The organism is Streptomyces sp. NPDC032198 (genome assembly GCF_040636975.1).
GTDB lineage: Bacteria > Actinomycetota > Actinomycetes > Streptomycetales > Streptomycetaceae > Streptomyces.
Window position 1 is genome coordinate 166057 of record NZ_JBEZVL010000009.1, and the last position, 21674, is coordinate 187730.

Consider the following 21674-nt stretch of genomic DNA (forward strand, 5'->3'; position numbering starts at 1 on the left):
TATGGCTCGCGATGCGCAGAGGACTCATACACGCAATGGCTTGGTCGCTCGCCACGGGCGCGGCGGTCACGCTCTCCTGGTGGGGTGTCCACACGGTCATGGCGGGCACCGCCTACGACCCGCCGCGTGCCGTTCCGCTGGCCGCCGACGGTGACCGCGCGGAGCCGCTCTCGTCGTCCACGCACCGCCCGGACCCCACGCCGACACCAAAGCCATCGAAGCCCTCGAAGACACAGAAGCCGTCGAAGTCCCCCGAGAGCAAGCCGTCGAAGTCCAGGACCGGCAAGCCGAGCACCCCCTCCGCACCGGCCCCCGCCCCCGGCAACGTGAAGAGCTACTCCTCCGACGGCGGCCGGGTCGTCTTCGACCTCGGCAAGGACTCGGCGACGCTGGTGTCGGCGACCCCGGCGGCGGGCTGGTCGGTGCAGGTGTGGAAGCAGGACACCTGGATCCGGGTGGAGTTCACGTCGGGCGCCGACAAGGTCTCGGTGTTCTGCACATGGCACGACCACGCCCCGGCCGTCGAGATCAACACATACTGACCCGCACGCCTTTCAGCGGAACGTCTCAGCGGACCGCCTTCACCGGAACACCGACGGAGGCGGCGCGGGCGATGCCACCGCGTTCGCGTCCGTGACCGCCGCCGCTCCCCCGCTGAAGTCGATGAGCGCCCTGCCGTGCTCGACCCGCGCCGGATGCGAGTCCCCCGCGCTGCGCCGGGTCAGCTCGGCGATCGGCAGCGGCAGGTCGGAGCCGACGAGCACCGCGTTGCCGAACCGCTTGCCCCGCAGCACGGCGGGGTCGGCGATGAGCGCGAGCTCGGGGAAGAGCTCGGCGGCGGTGGCGAGCTGGCCGCGCAGATGCGTGAGCGGCGGCCCGTCGGCGAGGTTGGCCGCGTAGAGACCGCCGGGCTTCAGGACCCTGCGTACGTCGGTGAGGAACTCGGCGCTGGTGAGGTGGGCGGGGGTGCGGGCACCGCTGAAGACATCGGCGATGACGAGGTCCGCCCAGCCGTCCGCGATCTTCGCGAGCCCTTCGCGGGCGTCGGTGCCGCGCACCCGTATCCGTGCCTGCGGGTCCAACGGCAGCTCGCGGCGGACGAGTTGGACGAGCGCCGTGTCGCGCTCGATGACCTGCTGGGTGGAGCGGGGCCGGGTCGCGGCTATGTAGCGGGCGAGGGTGAAGGCGCCGCCGCCGAGGTGCAGGGCCTGGATCGGCTTGCCGGGCGGCGCGACCAGATCGGCGGCGTGGCCGATCCTGCGCTGGTACTCGAAGTCGAGGTACGCCGGGTCGTCCAGGTCGACGTGGGACTGCGGGGCGCCGTCCACGAGCAGCGTCCACGCGCGCGGCCTGTCCCGGTCGGGCATCAGCTCCGCGAGTCCCCCGTCGACTTCCTCGACGACGGCTTCCGCCTCTTCCCGGGATCGCCTGTTCCTTGCCATCGGACCATTATCGGCGTACGCGGAGCGCGCGGCCCGATGACCTTGGAGCACCGCCCCGCCGAGGGCTCAGCGGCAGTTGTCGGCGGCCTCGATCGTGCGGGCCGCCTGGCCGAGCGCAGCGCGCAGCACGGCGGGGTCGGTGACCGGGTCGGTCTCGTCGGGGGGCAGCAGCCAGCCGGTGCCCGCGACCGGGGGCGGCGGGGGGACCGGCTCCGGCTCGGCGGCCAGTCGGGCACCGCGGCCGAAGGTCTGTGTACACGCGCTGCCCGGCAGGTCCCAGGCGTCGGCGGTGCCGGGCGGGACCAGGAAACCGAGGGTGTCGCAGCTCCCGTCGTGCAGGACGGGGCCGACCGCGTCGCCCGCCCCGCGGCGCAGGATGTCGACCGCTTCGAGGCCCTGGCGGGCCGGAACGGTGACGAGGTCGCAGAAGCCGGGGGGCCCGGCGGGCTCCGCGGGCCGGATGCCCTGCTGTGGTGGTGCGCTGCGGTCCTGGGTCGGCAGATGCCGAGCCGTGGTCAGCGACGCCCGCGATTCGCCGTTCTCCACGCCGATCTCCAACAAGGGGACCCCTCCTCGCAAGGGCGGGAGCCGCGTCGCTCCCTCTCCGCATGGTTCAACGCGGGGCGGCGTCAACAGCTACGGCACAATGCCGCCGCAAAGGATGGCACTTCATGGCAGATCTTGGGTGAGATATCCGGTTTGTAGCCAAACTCCGCGTGCCGTCCCCATCACAGCGGGTACGTTCGTGCTCCGCCGGAACAGGGGCAGCATCGTCGGATCCACAGGATTCGGCGCAATCCTGCACAATCCGGCACGATCCGTACGAGAGGGTCAGGCCATGGCGTCGTCACCGATGGCATCGTCAACTCCGTCCCCACAACCGAATCTTCCCTTCCGGCAGCTGCGCGGACGGCGCTCGCCGGGCGAGTTCGCCGCCTTGATCCGCAGGGCCGCTCGCGAGATCGGGGAGCGCGTCAGCTGCGACGCCCGTTACATCGGACGCGTCGAGGCGGGCGAGATCCGCTGCCCCAACTACGCCTACGAGCGGGTGTTCCTGCACCTGTTCCCCGGCCGGACACTGACGGATCTGGGGTTCGCACCCCGCTCGGCAGTGCGCGGACGGGGGGCGCGCGCCACCTCCGGGGCGCCCGCACCACACACCACGATCCGGCTGTATGAGTCTCCCCCGTCCGGGCCGCCGAGCCCCGAACCGCACGAGTGCGACCCGTACGAGATCCAGAGCCACGAGGAGATCGACGTGCGGCGACGCGCATTCATGAGCGGTACGGCCACCGTGGCCGCCGCCTCGCTGGGGCCCATCGGGCTCGCGGAACCGAGTGCCGCCGAGGCCACCGCGCAGCGCGGCGGCCGGGTGGGCAGGGCCGAGGCGGCCGCGGTCGAGGAAGCCGTGCGCAGGATCCGGCTGCTCGACGACCGGCACGGCGCCGACGGCCTCTACCGGCGCGCGGCGGCCCCGCTGCGGACCGCCTACGCCCTGCTCGACGCGGGCACCACCCGGCAGCCGATGGCGGACCGGCTGTACACGAGCGCCGGGGAACTCTCCATCTCCGTGGGCTGGCTGGCGCACGACTCGGGCCGCTTCGACGACGCGCGCTCGCACTACGCCGAGGCGCTCGCGACGGCCCGCATGGCCGGCGATCCCGCCCTGGAGGCGCACGCCTTCTGCAACACGGCGTTCCTGGCACGCGACGCGGGGCGGCCCAGGGAGGCGGTGCGGGCGTCCCAGGCGGCGACGCGGGCCGCCCAGCACCTCTCGTCGCCGCGGCTGCTCTCGCTCCTCGCGCTGCGCGAGGCCGGGGGCTGGGCGGGGCTCGGCGACCGGGCGGGCTGCGAACGGTCACTGACCCGCGCGCACGCCTTGTTCGACCGGGGCCCTTCGGACGCCGACCCGGAGTGGATGAGCTTCTACGGCCCCGCCGAGCTCGAAGTCCTCGAGGCGCAGTGCTGGTCGGCGCTCGGCGACTGGGAGCGGGCCGCCCGGCACGCACGGCGCGCGGCGGGCATCGCGTCGGCGCAGACCCCGCAGTTCACCCGCAACATCGCCCTCTACACCGCGCAGCTCGCCGACGACCTGGCCCGCGCGGGCCGTCCGGACGAGGCGGCGACGGCGGGCATGCGCGTGCTCGGGCTGCTGGACGAGGTGCAGTCGTCGCGCATCCAGTCGATGCTCGCCACGACGGCCCGGGTGCTGCTTCCGCACCGGCGGGCCTCGGGGGTGTGCGGCTTCCTGGAGCGGCACGCTTCTCTGCCGCGGGCCGTGTAGCCGGCCGTACTGCCGCTATGCCAGGTGCCCGGTGTCGTTCCACGACTCGATGGCCGGCTCTCCGTAGGCCCAGCCCAGGGTGGAGATCGAGGTCGGGTTGAGACGGATGCGGGCGGCGAAATCGATGCCGAGGCCGAGCCAGCGTGCGCCGATGGAGCGCAGGATGTGCCCGTGCGCGAAGACCAGGACGTCGCGGTCCGCGCCGCGTGCCCAGGCCACCACCTCGTCCGCGCGGGCGGTGACCTGCTCCAGCGTCTCGCCCCGGGGGACGCCGTCGCGCCAGATGAACCAGCCGGGGTGTACGTCCTGGATCTCGGCCGGGGTCATCCCCTCGTAGGAGCCGTAGTCCCACTCCATGAGCGTGTCCCAGGTGGTGGCACGGTCTCCGAAGCCGGCGATCTCGCAGGTCTCCCGTGCGCGGGAGAGGGGGCTGGTGCGCACCTCGACGTCCGGGAGTCCGTCGAAGGGGGCGCGGCGCAAGCGCTCGCCCAGGAGCTTCGCGCCGTTGCGGCCCTCTTCCAGGAGGGGGACGTCCGTCCTGCCGGTGTGCTTCCCGGACAGGGACCACTCCGTCTGTCCGTGGCGGGCCAGCAGGATGCGCGGTGCCATGTCGAGCCTTTCCGGGCCGACGGCCATCGGCATCCGGCCGATGACCATCAGCTGTCATAGAGCGAATTCTGTGGACAGACAGCTGTCCGTACCCTCCATCATCACTCACACGCCATGTCGCGATCACTGGTCCCCGTCAGGAGCAACCCGCCCGCCGATCTCTGCGTCTAAGACGACCGGGGACCGCCTCAGCGTGTTCTCGCGTACGCCGTAGGGTGAGGCGGCGTTGAACATCGCATGACCATAGACAGATGGGGGACCGACCGGATGCCGCAGATCGACGCTCCGGGCAACGGGGGCATACGCGCGCTCCGGCTTCGCTGGTGGACGGAGTTGCCGCTTCTCGTGCTGGTGTACGCCGCGTACTCGGCGGGACGCCTGCTGGCCCGCGGTGACGTGTCCGGCGCCGTCGACAACGGGCTGGAGATCCTCCGCGTCGAGAAGCTCCTGCGCCTCAACGCCGAGCACCCGCTGAACCGCCTCTTCACGGAACATTCCTGGATAGGCGTCCCGGCCGACTTCTGGTACGCGTCGCTCCACTATCTGGTGACGCCCCTGGTCCTGGTCTGGCTCTTCCGCAGCCGGGCGGTCCACTACCGCGCGGCACGCACGTGGCTGATGACCTCGACCATGATCGGCCTGATCGGCTTCACGCTCCTGCCGACCTGCCCGCCCCGCCTGCTGAGCGAGGGGTACGGCTTCGTCGACACCATGGCGCAGTACAGCGACTTCGGCTGGTGGGGCGGCGAGGCGAGTGCGCCGCGCGGGCTCGGCGGCATGACCAACCAGTACGCGGCGATGCCCAGCCTGCATGTCGGGTGGGCCCTGTGGTGCGGGGTCATGCTGTGGCGCCACGGCCGTTCGCCGCTGGTCAAGACGCTGGCGGTGGCCTACCCCCTGATCACCACGATCGTCGTGATGGGCACCGCGAACCACTACTTCCTCGATGCCGTCGCGGGTGCCGCGGTGATGGGCGTCGGCCTGCTCCTCGTACGGCCCGTGCAGCGGCTCGCGGACCGTGTGAAGGCGAAGGTCGGACTGCCGTTCGACGGCGCGCGGCCTTCGGCGGGGGTGCAGGCCGGGTCGCGGCAGAGGTCCCCGGTGGGCTCGATGTCCGCCTCGTCCGCCCCAGAGTCCTCAATTGTCAGTGGCGGGTGCCAGACTTCGGCGGGTGAGCGAATTCCCCGGCCGCGCAAGCGGCCTGCCGAGCCAGGCGCCGAGCCCAGTGCCCGACCCGCCGAAGCGGGGGACAGCACTCCGACAGCGGCTCGCTGAGCTGCGCGGACCGGACGTCCCCGCTCAGCCGCTCGATGCCCGAGCGCTCGCGGCCCTCGCCGCGAACCCGGGCTGCCGACGGCGGGCGCTCCTCGACGGCGCGGGCGTGGACAAGGCCTCGCTGGCGCAGTCGCTCGGCTCCCCCGCACCCTTCGGTCAGTCGCAGTTCGCGTTCATGCGGGGCAATGCCTTCGAGGCGAAGGTCAAGGCCGACGGCGGCGCGGAGCTGCTGCGGCTGGTGCACGGCAGGGTCGGGGGCGGTCCGGAGCCGGTGCCGGGCGAATCGTCCGTCCCCGACCTCGCCGCGGTGGGACCCGAAGGCCGCGCGGCCCGCACCTCGCTCGCGCTGCGCGAGGCGACGTCGACGGAGGGCTGGACCCTCCTCGACCACCCCATGCTGGCGCTGGACGTCGCGGGGACGCCCGCCTTCCTCGAACCGGACGCGGTGGTGGTCCATCCGGACGGCTCCTGGACCGTCGTCGAGATCAAGTCCTTCCCGATGATCGACGGTTCGGCGGACGCGGCGAAGGTGGGCGCGGCGGCGCGCCAGGCCGCGGTGTACGCCCTGGCCCTGGAGCGGGTGGCGGCGCGCATGGACCCCGCGCCCCGTATCCGGCACCACGTGCTCCTGGTCTGCCCCAAGGACTTCTCGAACCTCCCCACGGCGTCGGCGATCGACGTCCGCAAACAACTCTCGGTGACGCGGCGCCAGTTGGACCGCCTGACCCGCATCGAGGACATCGCGGCGGCGCTCCCGGAGGGCACGACGTTCGACGTCACCCGCCCCACCGAGGACCTGACGGCCGCGGTCGAATCGGTCCCGGCGACGTATGCCCCCGAGTGCCTGGCCGCCTGCGAACTGGCCTTCCACTGCCGCGAGCGCTCCCGCGCCCAGGGCGCGGTGACCGCCCTGGGCCGTTCGCTGCGGGGCGAGTTGGGCGGACTCACGACGATCGGGGACGTCCTGTCGGCGGCGGCGGGCACCTCGGGCGACCCGTCGGACCCGGCGGTGGCGACGCTGAGGAGAGCGGCGAGACTCCGTACCGAGGCGTTGTCCGGCGTGGGCGCCTCGGGCGGGGATGCGGCGGAGGGCCCACCATGCTGACGTCCTCCACGCCTCTGCCGCGCGGCCTGCCTCGCCAAGGCCTGCTCCGGCGACCCGCGGTGGGTGTTCTTTTCCCGCCCACCCACCTGTTCTGGAGCTTTCCGGTGACCGTTCGCCGCTTGCCCTCTCGCTGCCGGGTGATCCGCTGGGTGAGTGGGGAGAATTCGACGCGGAGTGGCCGGGCAAGCGGGCGCGGCCCGCACGGGAGGGCTGACCGGTGTCGTTGATCGATAATCTCGCTCGCCTGGAAGCGGTGGCCAGTGGTCGTGCCCAGCCGAGAGCAACGGTCCGGCATCGCCACCTCTCCCAGCGACCCCTCGTCCTCGTCCCCCTCATCACCGCGGGTGAGGCCGGTGCTCCGCTCGGCGCGCTCGTCGGGACGGAGCGCACCTCGCCCCGCATCCTGGTCGTACCGCAGCCCCGCGACCGCGACCTCCGCTTCACCTTCCTCGCCCAGCTCGCGGACACCGTCCTGGAGTACGTCGACTCCTTCGCGGACGACGTCGAGGCGGCGGAACGCAGCGAGACGGATCCGGAGACCGGCAAGCGCGTCAAGGTGGAGGTCGAACTCTGCGCGGACGCCCCGCAGCTGATCGTCCCGAGCCGCGCCGGCATCGACTTCGTACGGCTCATCGGCCGCTCCACCCGCTTCCGCCGCACCGCCGAGCAGGACCCGGAGACCCCGTATCCCGCGCCGCCCCGCGTCCCGCTCCTGGGCCGCTGGCTGACGCACTTCGGGGAGCGGGCCCGGGTCCCCGGCTCCGCCCTCCTGGTCGCCATGACCGAACTGCTCTCCCGGCACTGGGCCACCGGCCAGTCCAGCCTGGAGGACCAGCACCTCGGCGCCCTGCTCGCCTGGATCGAGGCCCCGGAGGGAACGTCGGGGGCCGACGCCGCGCTCCGCGCCGAGCTGGCGCGGGACAGGGACGGCCAGCTGCTCTGCCCGCCCGCGGGCCCCGCCACGGACCCCGCGTTCGACAACCGCCTGCTCGCCCCGGCCATCGAGCGTCACGACCGCGCGCGCGGCGCCCTCGCCACCGCCGAGGACGGCATCCAGGCGGACGCCCGCCTCGCCGAACTGGCCACGGCCGAGCGGGAGATCCGTTCCCTGATCGAGAGCAGGACCCGCCCCACCTGGGACGCGGTGTGGCGCGGCCTCGACGCGCTCTGCACGCTTCCGGAGGCCCCGCACGCCACCGACCGCTGGACCCGCGACCGCTGGTCGTTCACCGGTCACCGGGACCGGGTGACGGCGGGCGAACCCCCGCAGCCCCGCATCGACGACGCGGTGACGGCGGCGAACAAGCTCGCCACGCGCGAGCGCGAGCAGGCCAGGCTCGACGCCCAGGAAGCCCTCGACGACCCCTTGGTGATGGCGGGCCGCCGGCTCGCGGGCGAGGCATTCGCCGGTGAGGTGACCGAGGTGGTCATGGCGTACAGCGAGAGCAAGAGCCCGAGGCCGCGCCCCCTGGTCACCGTCCGCACGGACGACCACCCGCACCTGGCCGAGCGCGCGAAGGTGTACCGCTCGCTCCAGGGCAAGCCGCAGACGGCCGAGTTCGTCACGTACGAGGGTGAAGGAACCGTCGTCCTGCGCATCACCGACAAGATGGGCCGCGGCAAGGAGCCCGAGCAGGGTTCCGTGCCGGAGAAGGGCGACCGGATCTGCTGGACGCTCTTCGAGCATGAGCAGCGCGGTGGCGCCAAGCTGCCCGACCCCGAGGCGACTCCCTGGACCCACGGCGGCCCGCCGGGAGACGCCGCCGAGCGCCCTGACCCCGTGACGCCGGAGGACACCCTGTGAGTCCGACCGCCCCCTTCGACCGTGCCCCCCACGACCGTGCTTCCTTCGACCCGGGCGCCGCGGCCACCCGTGCCACGGACGCGATCCTGCACGACACGCTGCACAGCGCGCACCGCGGCGTCGTCGTCGACTCACCGCCCGGCGCCGGCAAGTCGACCCTTGTGGTCCGCGCGGCCCGCGAACTGGCCGCGGCGGGACGCCCGCTGATGGTGATCGCGCAGACGAACGCGCAGGTCGACGACCTGGTGCTGCGCCTCGCCGAGAAGGACCCCGAGCTGCCGGTCGGCCGCCTGCACAGCAGTGACCCGGACGCGTACGACAAGGCACTCGACGACCTGCCCGCCGTGCGTACGTCCACGAAGGCCGCCGATCTCGCCGGGCTCGACGTCGTCGTGTCGACCGCCGCGAAGTGGGCGCACGTCGATGCCGACAAGCTGGATGCGCCCTGGCGGCACGCGATCGTGGACGAGGCGTACCAAATGCGCTCGGACGCGCTGCTCGCCGTGGCGGGACTCTTCGAGCGCGCCCTGTTCGTGGGCGATCCCGGCCAGCTCGACCCGTTCTCGATCGTGGGCGCCGAGCAGTGGGCCGGACTGGCGTACGACCCGTCGGTGAGCGCCGTGACGACCCTGCTCGCGCACAATCCCGAACTGCCCCAGCACCGGCTCCCGGTGTCCTGGCGGCTCCCGGCGTCGGCGGCCCCGCTGGTCTCGGCCGCGTTCTATCCGTACACGCCCTTCCGCAGCGGCACGGACCACGGCGACCGGCGCCTCGGCTTCGGTGTGCCGTCGGACGGTTCGGGCCCGGACCGGGTGATCGACGAGGCGGCGGAGTCGGGCTGGGGCCTGCTCGAACTGCCCGCGCGGAACACGCCGCGCACCGACCCCGAGGCCGTACGCGCGGTGGCCCAGGTCGTCCGGCGCCTCCTGGACCGTGGCGGCGCCGCCACGTCGGAGCGCGGCCCGGACCCCACTCCCCTGACGGCCGACAGGATCGCCGTCGGCACCGCCCACCGCGACCAGGCGGCGGCGGTGCGCGCGGCCCTCGCGGGGCTGGGCGTCACGGATGTCACGGTGGACACCGCCAACCGGCTGCAGGGCCGCGAGTTCGACGTGACGGTGGTCCTGCACCCGCTCTCCGGCCGCCCGGACGCCACCGCGTTCCACCTGGAGACGGGCCGTCTCTGCGTCCTGGCGTCCCGCCACCGGCACGCCTGCATCGTGATCTGCCGCGCGGGCGTCAGCGAACTCCTCGACGACCACCCGTCCACGGAACCGGTCCAGCTGGGCGTCACGGTGAAGTTCCCGGACGGCTGGGAGGCGAATCACGCGGTACTGGCCCGGCTCGCGGAACACCGTGTGGCGTGGCGTCCATGACCACCGCCAAGACACCCACCCAACGCCGGACGGAGTCCGGCACACCGCCGGAGGCGGACAAAGAAAACAGCCCCGGACGGCTGGGAGGCGAATCACGCGGTACTGGCCCGCCTCGCCGAACACCGTGTCGCGTGGCGTCCCTGGGCCCGTGGCCCCCTTGCGCGGCAAGGGACAATGGAAGACGGCCCCACGGCCGGAAACCGTACGAGGAGGAAGAACCATGGCGGAGCCCGATCGGACCCGTACCGAGCAGCGTCTGCGACCCGCGCCCCTGCTCTTCGAGCCCGCGGAAGCCGTCGCCGACCCCGAGCACTTCTTCGACCTGGAGTCGATGGAGGACCCCCGGGAGCTCCTGGCCCGCGCCACCGAGCTGACCCACGCGTTCCGTGCCGCGACGGACCGGGCGGTCGAGTTCCAGGCGATCGCCGCGGCCCAGCTCGCCGACCCCCGGCGCTTCGACCGGCTGACGCCCGCCGTGATCGCCGAGCGCGCGCAGTGGACCGAGGACTACGCGAAGAAGATGGTCGAGTTCGGCCGGGAGCTCCTGCGCGGGGCCGGTACGGGCGGCGGCGGGCCGGAAGCCTGAGGGCCCCGGGAAGGGGCCGCCGGGCGGGAGCGCGGAGGCCTCCAGGCCCCTGGAGAAGATCACGGGGCATATGCCCCGAGGGCAAGGTACTCCCCCCTCCCCACTGTTGTCCCGGTTTCTGGCAACTCTCAGAAATGGAACCCTCACTACCGGTAGATGTAGTCGCCATGAGCAGCACGCGTCTCCACCCGGATCCCGCCCCCGCCAGCGTCCAGGACATCTGCGACGTCACCCCCGAGGGAGCCGCCTGGCTCGCCTCCGCGGAAACGTATCCGCGCAGCGCGCTCGCGCACTGGCGCAGCCGCCCCACCGCCCCCGCCGTCCTCCCCTGCGGCTCCGTCTTCGACGTGGTGAGCGTCCCCGCGGTCTTCGGCCGGCGGATGCTCGACCGCTTATGGGGCGAAGGCCCCGGCTCGGGCCCCGTCGCCGCGCACCGCGGCCGCATGCTGCTCTTCGCCGCCCCCGGGACCGCCCAGCGCCTGCCCGCGCTCCTGGAGTGGGAGGAGTGGGGCCGAGCCGTCCCCGGCGTCCTCTGCCACGGCATGGGAGACGCCGTGACGGTGCCGCCGATCGCCGCGGAAACCCGCGGAAGCGTGCCCTCCAGCCGCCTTGAGGGGCACCTCGAATCGCGCTGGCTGGTGGCCCCCGATGCCCGCCATCCCTGGCTTCCCGGGCCCGAGGTCGTGCTCTGGGCCTGCGTCCGCGCGGCCCGTGCGGCAGCGGGCTCCGCGGTCCGTATATCGATTTTTCCTGGCGGCGATCAGGATGCTAAGGTCTACGACGTCAGCAGGCGCCGCTAGCTCAGTTGGTTAGAGCAGCTGACTCTTAATCAGCGGGTCCGGGGTTCGAGTCCCTGGCGGCGCACAGACAGAAAGAAGCCCCTCGCGCAAGCGGGGGGCTTCTTTCATGCCCGGCACCGGCTTCCTGCCCGGCACCGGCACACCACCGCGGGCCTCAGCCCACCGACACGTTCACCGTCCACGCCCCCGTCGCCGTCCGTCCCTCGACCTCGACGCGCACGTCCTCGTCCGGGACCGTGAAGCTCTCCCCCGCCCCCACCGGCGCGTCCGCGAGCGGCGGATACACCGAGCCGCCCCAGCACGCCTCCGAGCCCGGGTGGGCGTCGAGCACCTCGACCGGGCCACCGCCGGACGGTGCCTCGTTGCGTACGCGGTAGACGAGCACCCCCTCCCGGCACGTCGCACGGTCGATGCCCGCCGCGCCGCGCGCCTCGATGGCGATCGCGCTGCCGCGCCCCGTGCGGACGACCGCCAGCTTGGTGCCGCCGAAGCCCCCGCGCGCGGGCCGCGTCGACAGCGGCTCCAGGGTCAGCCGCCGCCCCTTGCCCTCCACGCACGCCACCTGCCGCCGGTCGAGCCAGCCGAGCTTCCACTTGTGCCAGCCGAAGAGGTCGGGCGAGAGCCCGAACTGGCTGCCCATGACGTCCCAGTCACCGACGTGCGTGTCCCAGTCGCCCTTGCCGTCCGTCGGCCGGTGGTAGAGGTCGGGCAGGTCGAAGACATGGCCGGTCTCGTGGGCGAGGACGTTGCGGTCCGGCGGATGCCGCTCGAAGACCGTGACGATGCGCTTGATGTCCGCGCCGTCGGCCCGCATCGGCCGGTCGAAGTTGACGACCTTCGTCGCGTCCGAGTCGACGCCGGGCGCGTCCGGGTCGGCGACGAAGTAGACGACGTCGTACCGCGAGAAGTCGACCTGCCGATCGGCCGCCGTCACCGCGTCCCGCAGATAGGCACTGCGCCGGGCGGCGTTCCAGTCGCGCTGTATGGCGTACGAGGTGGAGTCGTCCGGCATCTCGACCCACTCGCGCTGCGGGTGCGGGCGCAGGGTGAACTTGCCGTAGGAGGCCTGGTCGAAGAACTGACTGGTGGCGGGGAAGTAGTCGGCCGCGAGTTCCCCGGGGGACACCTGGGGCGGGGAGTCGGGGAAGGAGAGGAAGACCATCACCGCGTCGAGGGTCCGATGGGGGCGCGGATAGGCGCCGTTCCAGGAGTCGAGGCCCTCCGAGTGATGCGCCGGGGTGCGCTGGAGCGCGCAGGGGACCGCCGAGGTCTGGCCGACCGCGGGGCCCGCGACGAGCCCCGTGGCGGCAAGCGCGGTCAGGGACGTGAGGGCGGCGGCCGTGCTGCGCAACCGGGGTCTCTCCCCTCCACGGGTGAGTCCCCAGGGGGGTAGCTGACGCGGCACGTCGACCTCCGGGTGCGGATTGCGGGGCATCCCACCCACCCTGTGCGTCTTTTTAGAGAAATGCCCTGTTTGTCTGACCCGGTCGGGTGATGCGCCACTCTGGAGTGCTCACGGAACGTCACAAGTTGTCGCCGGGCAGATTGAGGCGTAAAGGAAGCAGTACACGGGCGAGCAGAAACGATCTGCCGCCGGGTGGGTGCCACATCCGTGCCGGGCATGCACCTGTCCTATGCCCTGCACGGCCGCCACGCGGCACCCCCTTGTGGCTGGATGCGCCGTCGGGCCAGCCCCTATGATCGGCACACTTTCCTGCGCGGGCCCGGCCTCGCCGAACAACTGCACTGCGGGAGCAAGTGGTGAACGGAACGTCTGAAGGCCAAGCGCCCACAGCGGTCACAGCACCCGACCTCGCCAGGGCGCCCCTTACGGAGCGTAGCCATCCGGGGCGACGGCCCGATCATCGGGCCGCATTCGCCGCCGCCCCGATCGCCCTCGGCGTCGTGGACGGCGAGGGTCTCGTCATCGATGCCAACGACGCACTCGCCGAGCTGCTCGGCGCGGCCCCGGACGAGCTCACGGGACGGCTCGCCGCCGATCTGGTGGACCTCGCGTCGGACGCACGCACCTGGCACGCGTACCGCGAGGTGCTCCGCGGCCGCCAGGCGAAGCTGCGCTGCACCCGGCGCCTGAAACATCCCGACGGGCACTCGCTGTGGGTCCAGGTCACCGTCTCGCCGATGCCCGGCGGGCGCACGGTGCTGCTCGCCGCCACCGACATCAGCGCACGCCGCGAGCTCCAGGCCCGGCTGCGGCATCTGCAGATGCACGATCCCGTGACCCGGCTGCCCAACCGCAGCCTGTTCTTCGAACGCCTGGCCGCCGCGCTCGAAGCGGGTGCGTACGACGACACGGGCACCGGCCGGATCGGCCTCTGCTATCTGGACCTCGACGGGTTCAAGGCGGTCAACGACACCCTCGGCCACCGGGTCGGCGACCGGCTGCTCGCGGCCGTCGCGGAGCGGCTCACGCGGTGCGCGGACGAGGCGGGTCACGGCAGGGCGGCGGCGCCGCTGGTCGCACGGCTCGGCGGCGACGAGTTCGCGCTGCTCGTGGAGGACTCGACGGGCACCGACCAGCTGGCCGACCTCGCCGACACGGCGCTCAAGGCGCTGCAGGACCCCTTCGACCTGGCGGGCCAGCGGCTCTCCGTGTCGGCCTCGATCGGCGTCGTGGAGCGGCGCGCCGCGGGGACCACGACGACCTGCCTGATGCAGGCGGCCGACACGACGCTCTACTGGGCGAAGTCGGACGGCAAGGCACGCTGGACGCTCTTCGACCCCGAGCGCAACGCCCACCGCATGACCCGCCAGACGCTGTCGAGTTCACTGCGCCCGGCCGTCGAGCGCGGTGAATTCCTGCTGGACTACCAGCCGTTGGTGCGTCTGGAGGACGGCGGCCTGCGCGGGGTCGAGGCACTCGTGCGGTGGCAGCATCCGCGCTTCGGCCTGCTGACGCCGAATCGGTTCATCGGATTGGCCGAAGAGGACGGTTCGATCGTGCAGTTGGGCCGCTGGGTGCTGCGGACGGCGTGCCGCCAGGCCCGGCAGTGGCAGCTCGACCACCCGGACCGGCCGCCGGTCTTCGTGAGCGTCAACGTCGCGGTGCGGCAGGTGTGGGACTCGGACCTGGTGGCCGACGTCGCGGAGATCCTCGCCGAGACGGGCCTCGCCCCCGAGCTGCTCCAGCTCGAACTCACCGAGTCGGCGGTGATGGGCTCGGCGGGACGCCCGCTGCAGGCCCTCCAGTCGCTCAGCGACATGGGGGTGCGGATCGCCATCGACGACTTCGGCACGGGGTACTCGAACCTGGCGTACCTGAGCCGGCTCCCGGTGTCCGTCCTGAAGCTGGACGGCTCGTTCGTACGGGGGTTCCAGTACGACGCGGAGGCCGGCGAGGCACACATCAACCCCGCGGACGAGGTCATCGTCGAGGCCCTGGTGCAACTCGCGCACCGGCTCGGTCTGACCGTCACCGCGGAGTGCGTGGAGACCACGTCGCAGGCGACGCGGCTGCGGCGGATCGGCTGCGACACCGGGCAGGGGTGGCTGTACTCCCGCCCGGTGACGCCGGATCGTATCTCCGCGCTGCTCGCGGCCGGCTGACCGGCGGCTACGCGGTGGGCAGCCCGTAGGCGTCCGCGATCAACTCATAGGAACGCAGCCGCACTTCACCGCTGTGCGCGTTGGCGGTGATCATCAGCTCGTCGGCGCCGGTGCGCTTGGCGAGGTCGTCGAGGCCGGTGCGGACCTGGTCGGCGGTGCCGTGGATGACGTTGGAGTTCCAGCTGCCGACGAACTCCCGCTCCATCTCGCTGAATTCGTACGCCTCCGCCTCCTCGGGAGTCGGGACGAGACCCGGCTTCCCGGTGCGCAGCCGGACCATGTTCAGCGCGGCGGCGAGGACCTGGCGCCGGGCCTCCTTCTCGTCGTCGGTCGCCAGGGCCGATACGCCGATGAGGGCGTACGGGGCGTCGAGGACGGCGGAGGGCTTGAACGACTCCCGGTAGAGGTCGAGCGCCGGGATCGTGTTCTGCGCGGAGAAGTGGTGCGCGAAGGCGAAGGGCAGGCCGAGGACTCCCGCGAGGCGGGCGCTGAACCCGGAGGAACCGAGCAGCCACAGGGGCGGGCGGTGCGGGGACTGCACGCCGCCGGGCGAGGTGGCCTGGACCGGGCCGGGGACGGCGTGGATACGGCTGTACGGGTGGCCGTCGGGGAAATCGTCGTCCAGGAAGCGGGTGAGCTCGGCGAGCTGCTGGGGGAAGTCGTCGGCGCCTTCGTTGAGGCGGTCCGTCCTGCGGAGCGCGGCGGCGGTGGCGCCGTCCGTGCCCGGGGCACGGCCCAGGCCCAGGTCGACGCGGCCCGGGGCCATGGCCTCCAGGGTGCCGAACTGCTCCGCGATGACGAGGGGGGCGTGGTTGGGCAGCATGACGCCGCCCGAGCCCAGGCGGATGCGCTCGGTGTGCGCGGCGAGGTGGGCCAGGATGACCGCCGGGGACGAGGAGGCCACGCCCGGCATGGAGTGGTGCTCGGCCACCCAGTAGCGGTGGTAGCCGCGGCCCTCCGCCAGCTTGGCGATCTCCACGCTCTTACGCAGGGCGTCGGTGGCGGTCCGCCCCGCGCCCACGGTCACCAGGTCGAGCACGGAGAGCGGGACGGGCGCGCTGCCGTGCCGCTCGCCGCGGATGTCGTCGCTCGGGTCCACTGTCACGGGGGTCCTGCCTCCTGCTGCGCGGTGCTTGTGCGGTACTCCTTACGCCGCGGTCCAACAGGAGGCAGGCTCCGCTTTATTCCCGCGGGGTTCCCTTGAACGTACGACCCCCTCTCCCCACGGACGTGATCCCCCGCCTCCACCTCTACCCGAACAGGCCTTCCCCACCCACCCGCCCGATCACCCCGCAGCCTCCCCCTCAACGAACAAGCTTTTCCCGCCCGCCCACCCGATTGCCCGGCAGTGCCATCGATCAGCCAACGATGGGCCGCAGTCGGCGACGCACGCGAGGGGACGTGCCGGTATGTCCGCCCGGAGCACGGCTCGCGGCACTCCACCCCCGAAGCAGCTCCGCGGCCACCGGACGATAGCGAGGACGGACATACCGGCGCGGCACCGCACCCACGACCGGTCAGCCCCGCTGCCCGCGCGCTCCCCCAGTCGGCGACGCACGCGAGGGGACGTGCCGGTATGTCCGCCCGGAGCACAGCTCGCGGCACTCCAGCCCCGAAGCAGCCCCGCGGCCACCGGACGATAGCGAGGACGGACATACCGGCGCGGCACCGCACCCACACACAGACGGCACCGCACCGCACCGGCAAGCACCCGCGCCCGGCGACGCGGTCCCGCACGCACCCCAGCAACTACTCCCGCACCTGCACCACCGGTTCCTTGGTGAACAGTGCACCCAGGGACGGAGCGTTCACCCGGCGGGACGCCAGCCGCAGCGCCTCCCAGACCGTGACCTGGTTCGCCGTCAGGACCGGTTTGCCGAGGTCCTGCTCCAGGTCATGGACGTACGCGGCCGTATGCAGCGCCGTATCGGGAAGCAGGAGCGCCTCCGCATCGGGGTGGTCGCCCGCGCGGGCCATGGCCAGGACCTCCTCCCAGCCCCACGTACCGACCTCCGCGGCCGTGATGATGCCGCTCCCCTGGGTCGAGACGACCTCCACGCCGGCCGCCTTCAGGAACGACGCGAAGAGCCCGGCCACGTCCTCCGGATACGTCGCGGCGACAGCGACCCTGCTCGCGCCCACCTCACGTACCGCGTGGGCGAACGCGAAGGACGTACTGGACGCCGGGAGGCCCGCCGTCCGGGCCAGGGACCGGACCTGGTCGTGCGCGCCCTCCCAGCCGAAGACGAAGCTCGCGCTGGTGCAGGCCCACACCACCGCGTCCGCGCCGGACAGGCGCAGCTCCTCGACCCCGGCGGCGAGCCGTTCGGTCGATCCCATCTCCAGGAGCGCGTCGACCCGGTGCGCGTCCTCGCCGATGTCGGTGTGGACGACCTGCAGCCGGACATCACTCCCCAGCATCTGCTCCATGCGGGGGTAGTCGTCCTCAGCCGAGTGACCCGGATAGAGGAAACCAAGTGCGGTCACTTCCAGCCTCCTTCAAGGCAGCGTTGGTGGTCCTTCGGGCAGACCCTGGGGCGGATCGAGCGGCACCACGCCCGGCAGTTCGCCGGGCCCGGCGACCGGACCCGCACCCGGCCGGGCGCTGGGATTGATCAGCGCCTGGTAGGGCCCTACCGCATGGGTACCCAGACGGCGCAGGGCGGACCACATCGTCACCTGGTTCGCGGAGATCACCGGCATCCGCAGCTCGGCCTCCAGCTGCGGAATGACGTCGTACGTCGCGAGGTTGGTGCAGCTGATGAACAGCGCGTCGGCCCCGCCGAGCACCGCGCGCCGCGCCATCTCCGCCACGTCCTTGTACGGCACTTTCCAGATGTGCCTGGTCAGGCCCAGGTAGGCGCGGCCGGTGACGGACACCCCCGATTCGGCCAGGTACTCCTCGAGGGACTGGGTCACCGACCAGGTGTAGGGCGTGACGAGCGCGATGCGCCGCGCGCCCAGATCCTCGAGCGCTTCGAGCAGCGCGCCCGATGTGGTGACCGCGGAGACCGCGCCCTCGCGGTGCATGGCCTCGCACATCGCGCGCTCGCCGGCGATGCCGCCGACGAAGCTGCCGGACGTGCAGGCGTAGGCGAGAACTTCGGGTTCGGCGGCGCTCAGAGCGCGCACCGCCTCGCCGAGCGTCTCGTGCTCGCTGACGAGTCGTGCCAGGTCAAGGCTTACCTCGACAGGCACGTACGGGGTGCGTGTCAGATGGAGGGAGACCTCGTCCGGCACCCAGCGCCAGAGCTCTCGGTCGAGGGCGAAGTCGAAAGGGGCGACGACACCTACACCGCGTTGAGGGTGTGGTCCGCCGAGGAAGGAGACGTCCATGAGCAGGCCCCAAGTTCGTGCGTGCGTGCAATGGAGGGACCGGCCGGGGGCCGGGAGATGCGGAACCGGCGACGCGCCGGGACGTCGGGATGGGGCAGAAGGCGCCAAGAAAGCGCTACAGAGAGTGCTATGACCTAGTACGGAGAGTACTCAGTCGTGGGGTGCTTGTGATAGAGCACCTCTGTTGACGAAGGTAGTTTCAGGTGCGAGCGTGGTCAATCCGCGCATCTCAGACGGCTCTGGCCGACACGAATCTCAGGGAAGCGGACTCTCATTGCGAAACGGTTTCTCCTCGATGTCCGAATCGACCTCCGAATCGACGAAGGCCCCGATGTCCGACACAACCGTTCTGGTCCTTGACGCCCCGTCCCCCGCCCCGCCGCCCCGTCTCGGCAGCCTGACCGGCCGCGTTCGGGTGCTGCACGCCGACGGGGACACCCTTGCGGCCCAACTGCCCCACGCCGATGTGCTGCTGGTCTGGGACTTCCTCTCGGACGCGGTGCGGCTCGCCTGGCCGGGTGAGGGCCCGCGCCCGCGCTGGGTACACACTGCGAGTGCGGGCGTGGACCGGCTCATGTGCCCGGCGCTCGCCGAGTCCGACACGCTGGTCACGAACGCCCGCGGCGTCTTCGACCAGCCGATCGCCGAGTACGTGGCCGCCCTCGTCCTGGCCATGGCCAAGGACCTGCCGCACACCCTCCGGCTCCAGGGCGAGCGCACCTGGCAGCACCGCGAGACCCAGCGAGTCGCCCGTACGCGCGCGTGTGTCGTGGGTTCGGGGCCGATCGGACACGCCATCGTGCGGATGCTGAAGGGCCTCGGGATCATCACCGCCCTGGTGGGGCGCAGCGCGCGCAACGGCGTCCACGGCCCCGACGAGCTCGACCGCCTCATGGCACGCGCCGACTGGGTGGTGTGCGCGGCGCCCCTCACGGACGACACGCGCGGCATGTTCGACGAGCGGCGCTTCGGGATGATGCAGCCGTCGGCGCGCTTCATCAACATCGGGCGCGGCGCACTCGTCGTGGAGGACGACCTCGCGGCGGCCCTGTCGAAGCGGTGGATCGCGGGCGCGGCGCTCGACGTCTTCGAGCACGAGCCGCTGCCGGCGGACAGCCCGCTGTGGACAGCGCCGGGCCTGATCGTGTCCCCGCACATGAGCGGTGACACGGTGGGCTGGCGCGATGAACTGGGCGCGCAGTTCGTCGAGTTGTACGAGGAGTGGGAGGCCGGGCGGCCTCTTGCCAACGTGGTCGACAAGAAACGTGGGTATGTACCGGGGAATTGATCACTCCCCGGCCGATTCGCCGGCCGATTTCCCGGTCGGTTCGCCGACCGATTCGCCGGCCGATTCCCCCTGAGGCGAGCCACTTCCCTCCCCCTTGAGGAGCGTGCATGACCGAGCTCACGGATCTCACCGCGGTACAACTCGTCGACGCCTATCGCAAGGGCGAGTTCAGTCCGGTCGACGCGACTCGGGCGGCGCTGCGCAGGGCCGAGGAAGTGCAGCCCACGGTGAACGCCTTCGTGCGCATCGACGGCGAAGAGGCCCTCGCACAGGCCGAGTCGAGCGCCGCGCGGTGGCGGAGCGGTGAGCCGCAGGGCTTGCTGGACGGGGTTCCCGTCTCGGTCAAGGACATCCTGCTGCAGCGCGGGGGCCCGACGCTGCGGGGCTCGAAGACCGTTCGTACGGAAGGGGCTTGGGACGAGGACGCGCCGTCGGTGGCGCGGCTCCGTGAGCACGGCGCGGTGTTCATCGGCAAGACGACGACGCCCGAGTTCGGCTGGAAGGGCGTCACGGACAGCCCGCAGAGCGGGATCACGCGCAATCCGTACGACACCTCGCGCACCGCGGGCGGCTCCAGCGGCGGCAGCGCGGCGGCCGTGGCGCTCGGCACGGCGCCGCTGTCGCTCGGCACGGACGGCGGCGGCTCGGTGCGGATCCCGGGTGCCTTCTGCGGGATCTTCGCGCTGAAGCCGACGTACGGGCGGGTGCCGCTGTATCCCGCGTCCGCGTTCGGCACGCTGGCGCACGTCGGGCCGATGACGCGGGACGCGGCGGACGCGGCCCTGATGATGGACGTCATCAGCGGACCCGACCCGCGCGACTGGTCGCAGCTCGGTCCGGTGGCGGGCAGCTTCCGCACGGGTATCGAAGGCGGCGTACGCGGCCTGCGCATCGCGTACTCACCCTCACTCGGCGGCCAGGTCGCGGTGCGGCCCGCGGTCGCCGCGGCGGTGCGGCAGGCGGTGGAGTCCCTTGCCGCTCAGGGTGCGTACGTCGAGGAGACAGACCCCGACTTCACGGACCCGGTGGAGGCTTTCCACACGCTGTGGTTCAGCGGCGCGGCCCGGGTGACCCAGCACCTGCCGCCCGAGCGGCGGGAGTTGCTCGATCCCGGGCTGCGCGAGATCTGTGCGCAGGGCGCCCGGTACAGCGCGCTCGACTACCTTGCTGCAGTTGACGTACGCATGGAGCTGGGCCGTCGCATGGGCCGCTTCCACCAGACGTACGACCTGCTGGTCACTCCGACGTTGCCGATCACCGCGTTCGAGGCGGGGGCGGAGGTACCGAAAGGTTCCGGCCATCGTCGGTGGACGGGTTGGACGCCGTTCACGTACCCCTTCAACCTGACGCAGCAGCCGGCCGCGACTGTCCCTTGCGGGGTGGACCGGGAGGGATTGCCCGTGGGGGTGCAGATCGTGGGGGCGCGGCACGCCGACGCCATGGTCCTGCGGGCCGCGCACGCGCTGTACGAAGCGGGCAGCGCGAGGATCGCGCCGCCCGCCCTTGACTGAACCTACGAGCCCGGGGCCTACGCTCTGCGGAAATTCAGCGTCTCGCCCTGCGCGCCCCCGCGCCACAGGTCGTTGCAGGCCTCGGCCATCCGGTCGAGGCCGTCGACCACCTGACCCCAGACGATGCCGGGGACCCAGCCGACGTCGCCGTTGAGCAGCAGGTTGTTGCGCTCGTAGAAGAGGGCGAGGTCGACGACCGTGGCGCCCGCCTTGACGTCGGCGCCCGGTTCGTACCCGTAAGCCTGTGTGCCCAACTGCGTCCCGTTGAAGGAGAAATAGCAGAGGTCACCGGGAATGGGGGTGACTGTCGGGTTCTCCAGCGGCGGCTCACGGTCCGCGAAAGCCGGAAAGAGGGCGTAGATCTCATTGCGGGCGTACTTCGCGTGATAGACGTCCTCGCTGAGCGGAAGCGCCTCCCACACCGCCGCGCAGGTCAACGGGGCCCGGTCGTCGAGCAGCTTTGCCGTGCACTGAACTCCTCGCTTGGCGAGGGAGACTTCGATGAATCGGTCTGCCATGTGTCCCATGCTCCTCCCTGGGTCAAGACCACAACGATTGCATCAGGGGCCGAAATTGGCCCGCATATTCCGCGTCGAGTCGGGTAGCCGCGCGCCCATGGCTCCACCACTTTGGAACGACCCAGAGAGCAATGAGACAGAGAGCCCCCGTGCCTACGGCGCAGGGCCGAGTG

Annotated in this window: 19 protein-coding genes and 1 tRNA gene; 12 read left to right on the forward strand and 8 right to left on the reverse strand. The window is 72.0% G+C overall.

Going from position 1 to position 21674, the window contains the following annotated elements; genetic code table 11:
- Nucleotides 1–11 precede the first annotated feature (11 nt).
- Complete coding sequence (locus AB0E78_RS24575) at nucleotides 12–542, forward strand: hypothetical protein (RefSeq protein WP_361836247.1); 531 nt, start codon at nucleotides 12–14, stop codon at nucleotides 540–542.
- 39 nt (nucleotides 543–581) lie between these two features.
- Here the strand turns inward: AB0E78_RS24575 and AB0E78_RS24580 are convergent, their stop codons facing one another.
- Entirely contained in the window at nucleotides 582–1442 is an 861-nt protein-coding gene (locus AB0E78_RS24580) for a fused MFS/spermidine synthase (protein WP_361836249.1), read from the reverse strand.
- Between the two features lie 66 nt (nucleotides 1443–1508).
- Complete coding sequence (locus AB0E78_RS24585; RefSeq protein WP_361836252.1) at nucleotides 1509–2003, reverse strand: hypothetical protein; 495 nt, start codon at nucleotides 2001–2003, stop codon at nucleotides 1509–1511.
- A 277-nt stretch (nucleotides 2004–2280) separates the two neighbouring features.
- Between AB0E78_RS24585 and AB0E78_RS24590 the strand changes: the two genes are divergently transcribed.
- Nucleotides 2281–3726, forward strand: a complete 1446-nt coding sequence (locus tag AB0E78_RS24590) for a tetratricopeptide repeat protein (protein ID WP_361836254.1) — start codon at nucleotides 2281–2283, stop codon at nucleotides 3724–3726.
- A 15-nt stretch (nucleotides 3727–3741) separates the two neighbouring features.
- Here the strand turns inward: AB0E78_RS24590 and AB0E78_RS24595 are convergent, their stop codons facing one another.
- The gene (locus AB0E78_RS24595; protein ID WP_361836257.1) at nucleotides 3742–4335 is read right to left on the reverse strand and encodes a histidine phosphatase family protein; all 594 of its coding nucleotides are present in this window, start codon (nucleotides 4333–4335) and stop codon (nucleotides 3742–3744) included.
- A 267-nt stretch (nucleotides 4336–4602) separates the two neighbouring features.
- Here AB0E78_RS24595 and AB0E78_RS24600 point away from each other — a divergent pair, with 267 nt between their 5' ends.
- From AB0E78_RS24600 to AB0E78_RS24630, 7 genes are all read left to right on the forward strand, one after another.
- Nucleotides 4603–5610, forward strand: coding sequence for a phosphatase PAP2 family protein (locus AB0E78_RS24600; protein WP_361836776.1), 1008 nt, complete (start codon nucleotides 4603–4605; stop codon nucleotides 5608–5610).
- On the forward strand, nucleotides 5561–6715 hold the full coding sequence (locus tag AB0E78_RS24605; RefSeq protein WP_361836779.1) for a hypothetical protein: 1155 nt from the start codon (nucleotides 5561–5563) through the stop codon (nucleotides 6713–6715). Before AB0E78_RS24600 ends, AB0E78_RS24605 begins: the two co-directional genes overlap by 50 nt.
- A 217-nt stretch (nucleotides 6716–6932) precedes the next feature.
- Complete coding sequence (locus tag AB0E78_RS24610; protein WP_361836260.1) at nucleotides 6933–8519, forward strand: hypothetical protein; 1587 nt, start codon at nucleotides 6933–6935, stop codon at nucleotides 8517–8519.
- Nucleotides 8516–9895 carry an AAA domain-containing protein gene (locus AB0E78_RS24615; RefSeq protein ID WP_361836263.1) on the forward strand — a complete coding sequence of 460 codons (1380 nt, stop codon included), beginning with the start codon at nucleotides 8516–8518 and terminating at the stop codon, nucleotides 9893–9895. The genes AB0E78_RS24610 and AB0E78_RS24615 overlap by 4 nt, the downstream gene beginning before the upstream one ends.
- Before the next feature lie 220 nt (nucleotides 9896–10115).
- A complete protein-coding gene (locus AB0E78_RS24620; RefSeq protein ID WP_361836265.1) occupies nucleotides 10116–10481 on the forward strand; it encodes a hypothetical protein in 366 nt (121 codons plus the stop codon).
- 167 nt (nucleotides 10482–10648) lie between these two features.
- The gene (locus tag AB0E78_RS24625) at nucleotides 10649–11281 is read left to right on the forward strand and encodes a bifunctional DNA primase/polymerase (protein WP_361836268.1); all 633 of its coding nucleotides are present in this window, start codon (nucleotides 10649–10651) and stop codon (nucleotides 11279–11281) included.
- A tRNA-Lys gene (locus tag AB0E78_RS24630) sits at nucleotides 11272–11345 on the forward strand. Before AB0E78_RS24625 ends, AB0E78_RS24630 begins: the two co-directional genes overlap by 10 nt.
- A gap of 90 nt (nucleotides 11346–11435) precedes the next feature.
- Here AB0E78_RS24630 and AB0E78_RS24635 read toward each other — a convergent pair.
- A complete protein-coding gene (locus AB0E78_RS24635) occupies nucleotides 11436–12716 on the reverse strand; it encodes a M6 family metalloprotease domain-containing protein (RefSeq protein WP_361836270.1) in 1281 nt (426 codons plus the stop codon).
- Between the two features lie 326 nt (nucleotides 12717–13042).
- Between AB0E78_RS24635 and AB0E78_RS24640 the strand changes: the two genes are divergently transcribed.
- Nucleotides 13043–14848 (forward strand): EAL domain-containing protein, encoded by a 1806-nt coding sequence (locus tag AB0E78_RS24640; RefSeq protein ID WP_361836273.1) that lies wholly within the window; start codon nucleotides 13043–13045, stop codon nucleotides 14846–14848.
- A gap of 7 nt (nucleotides 14849–14855) precedes the next feature.
- Here AB0E78_RS24640 and AB0E78_RS24645 read toward each other — a convergent pair whose 3' ends face one another.
- The 3 genes from AB0E78_RS24645 to AB0E78_RS24655 all read right to left on the reverse strand — a co-directional run bounded on the left by AB0E78_RS24645 (nucleotide 14856) and on the right by AB0E78_RS24655 (nucleotide 18184).
- Nucleotides 14856–15953: an LLM class flavin-dependent oxidoreductase gene (locus tag AB0E78_RS24645; protein ID WP_361836276.1), complete on the reverse strand. Its 1098-nt coding sequence runs from the start codon at nucleotides 15951–15953 to the stop codon at nucleotides 14856–14858.
- A 644-nt stretch (nucleotides 15954–16597) separates the two neighbouring features.
- The gene (locus tag AB0E78_RS24650) at nucleotides 16598–17335 is read right to left on the reverse strand and encodes a decarboxylase (RefSeq protein ID WP_361836278.1); all 738 of its coding nucleotides are present in this window, start codon (nucleotides 17333–17335) and stop codon (nucleotides 16598–16600) included.
- Nucleotides 17336–17347: 12 nt separating this feature from the next.
- Nucleotides 17348–18184 carry a decarboxylase gene (locus tag AB0E78_RS24655; RefSeq protein ID WP_361836281.1) on the reverse strand — a complete coding sequence of 279 codons (837 nt, stop codon included), beginning with the start codon at nucleotides 18182–18184 and terminating at the stop codon, nucleotides 17348–17350.
- A 331-nt stretch (nucleotides 18185–18515) separates the two neighbouring features.
- Between AB0E78_RS24655 and AB0E78_RS24660 the strand changes: the two genes are divergently transcribed.
- On the forward strand, nucleotides 18516–19472 hold the full coding sequence (locus tag AB0E78_RS24660) for a D-2-hydroxyacid dehydrogenase (RefSeq protein WP_361836284.1): 957 nt from the start codon (nucleotides 18516–18518) through the stop codon (nucleotides 19470–19472).
- A 107-nt stretch (nucleotides 19473–19579) separates the two neighbouring features.
- Nucleotides 19580–20983, forward strand: a complete 1404-nt coding sequence (locus AB0E78_RS24665) for an amidase (protein WP_361836287.1) — start codon at nucleotides 19580–19582, stop codon at nucleotides 20981–20983.
- A gap of 17 nt (nucleotides 20984–21000) precedes the next feature.
- Here AB0E78_RS24665 and AB0E78_RS24670 read toward each other — a convergent pair whose 3' ends face one another.
- Nucleotides 21001–21501: a DUF3830 family protein gene (locus AB0E78_RS24670; protein WP_361836289.1), complete on the reverse strand. Its 501-nt coding sequence runs from the start codon at nucleotides 21499–21501 to the stop codon at nucleotides 21001–21003.
- Nucleotides 21502–21674 lie beyond the last annotated feature (173 nt).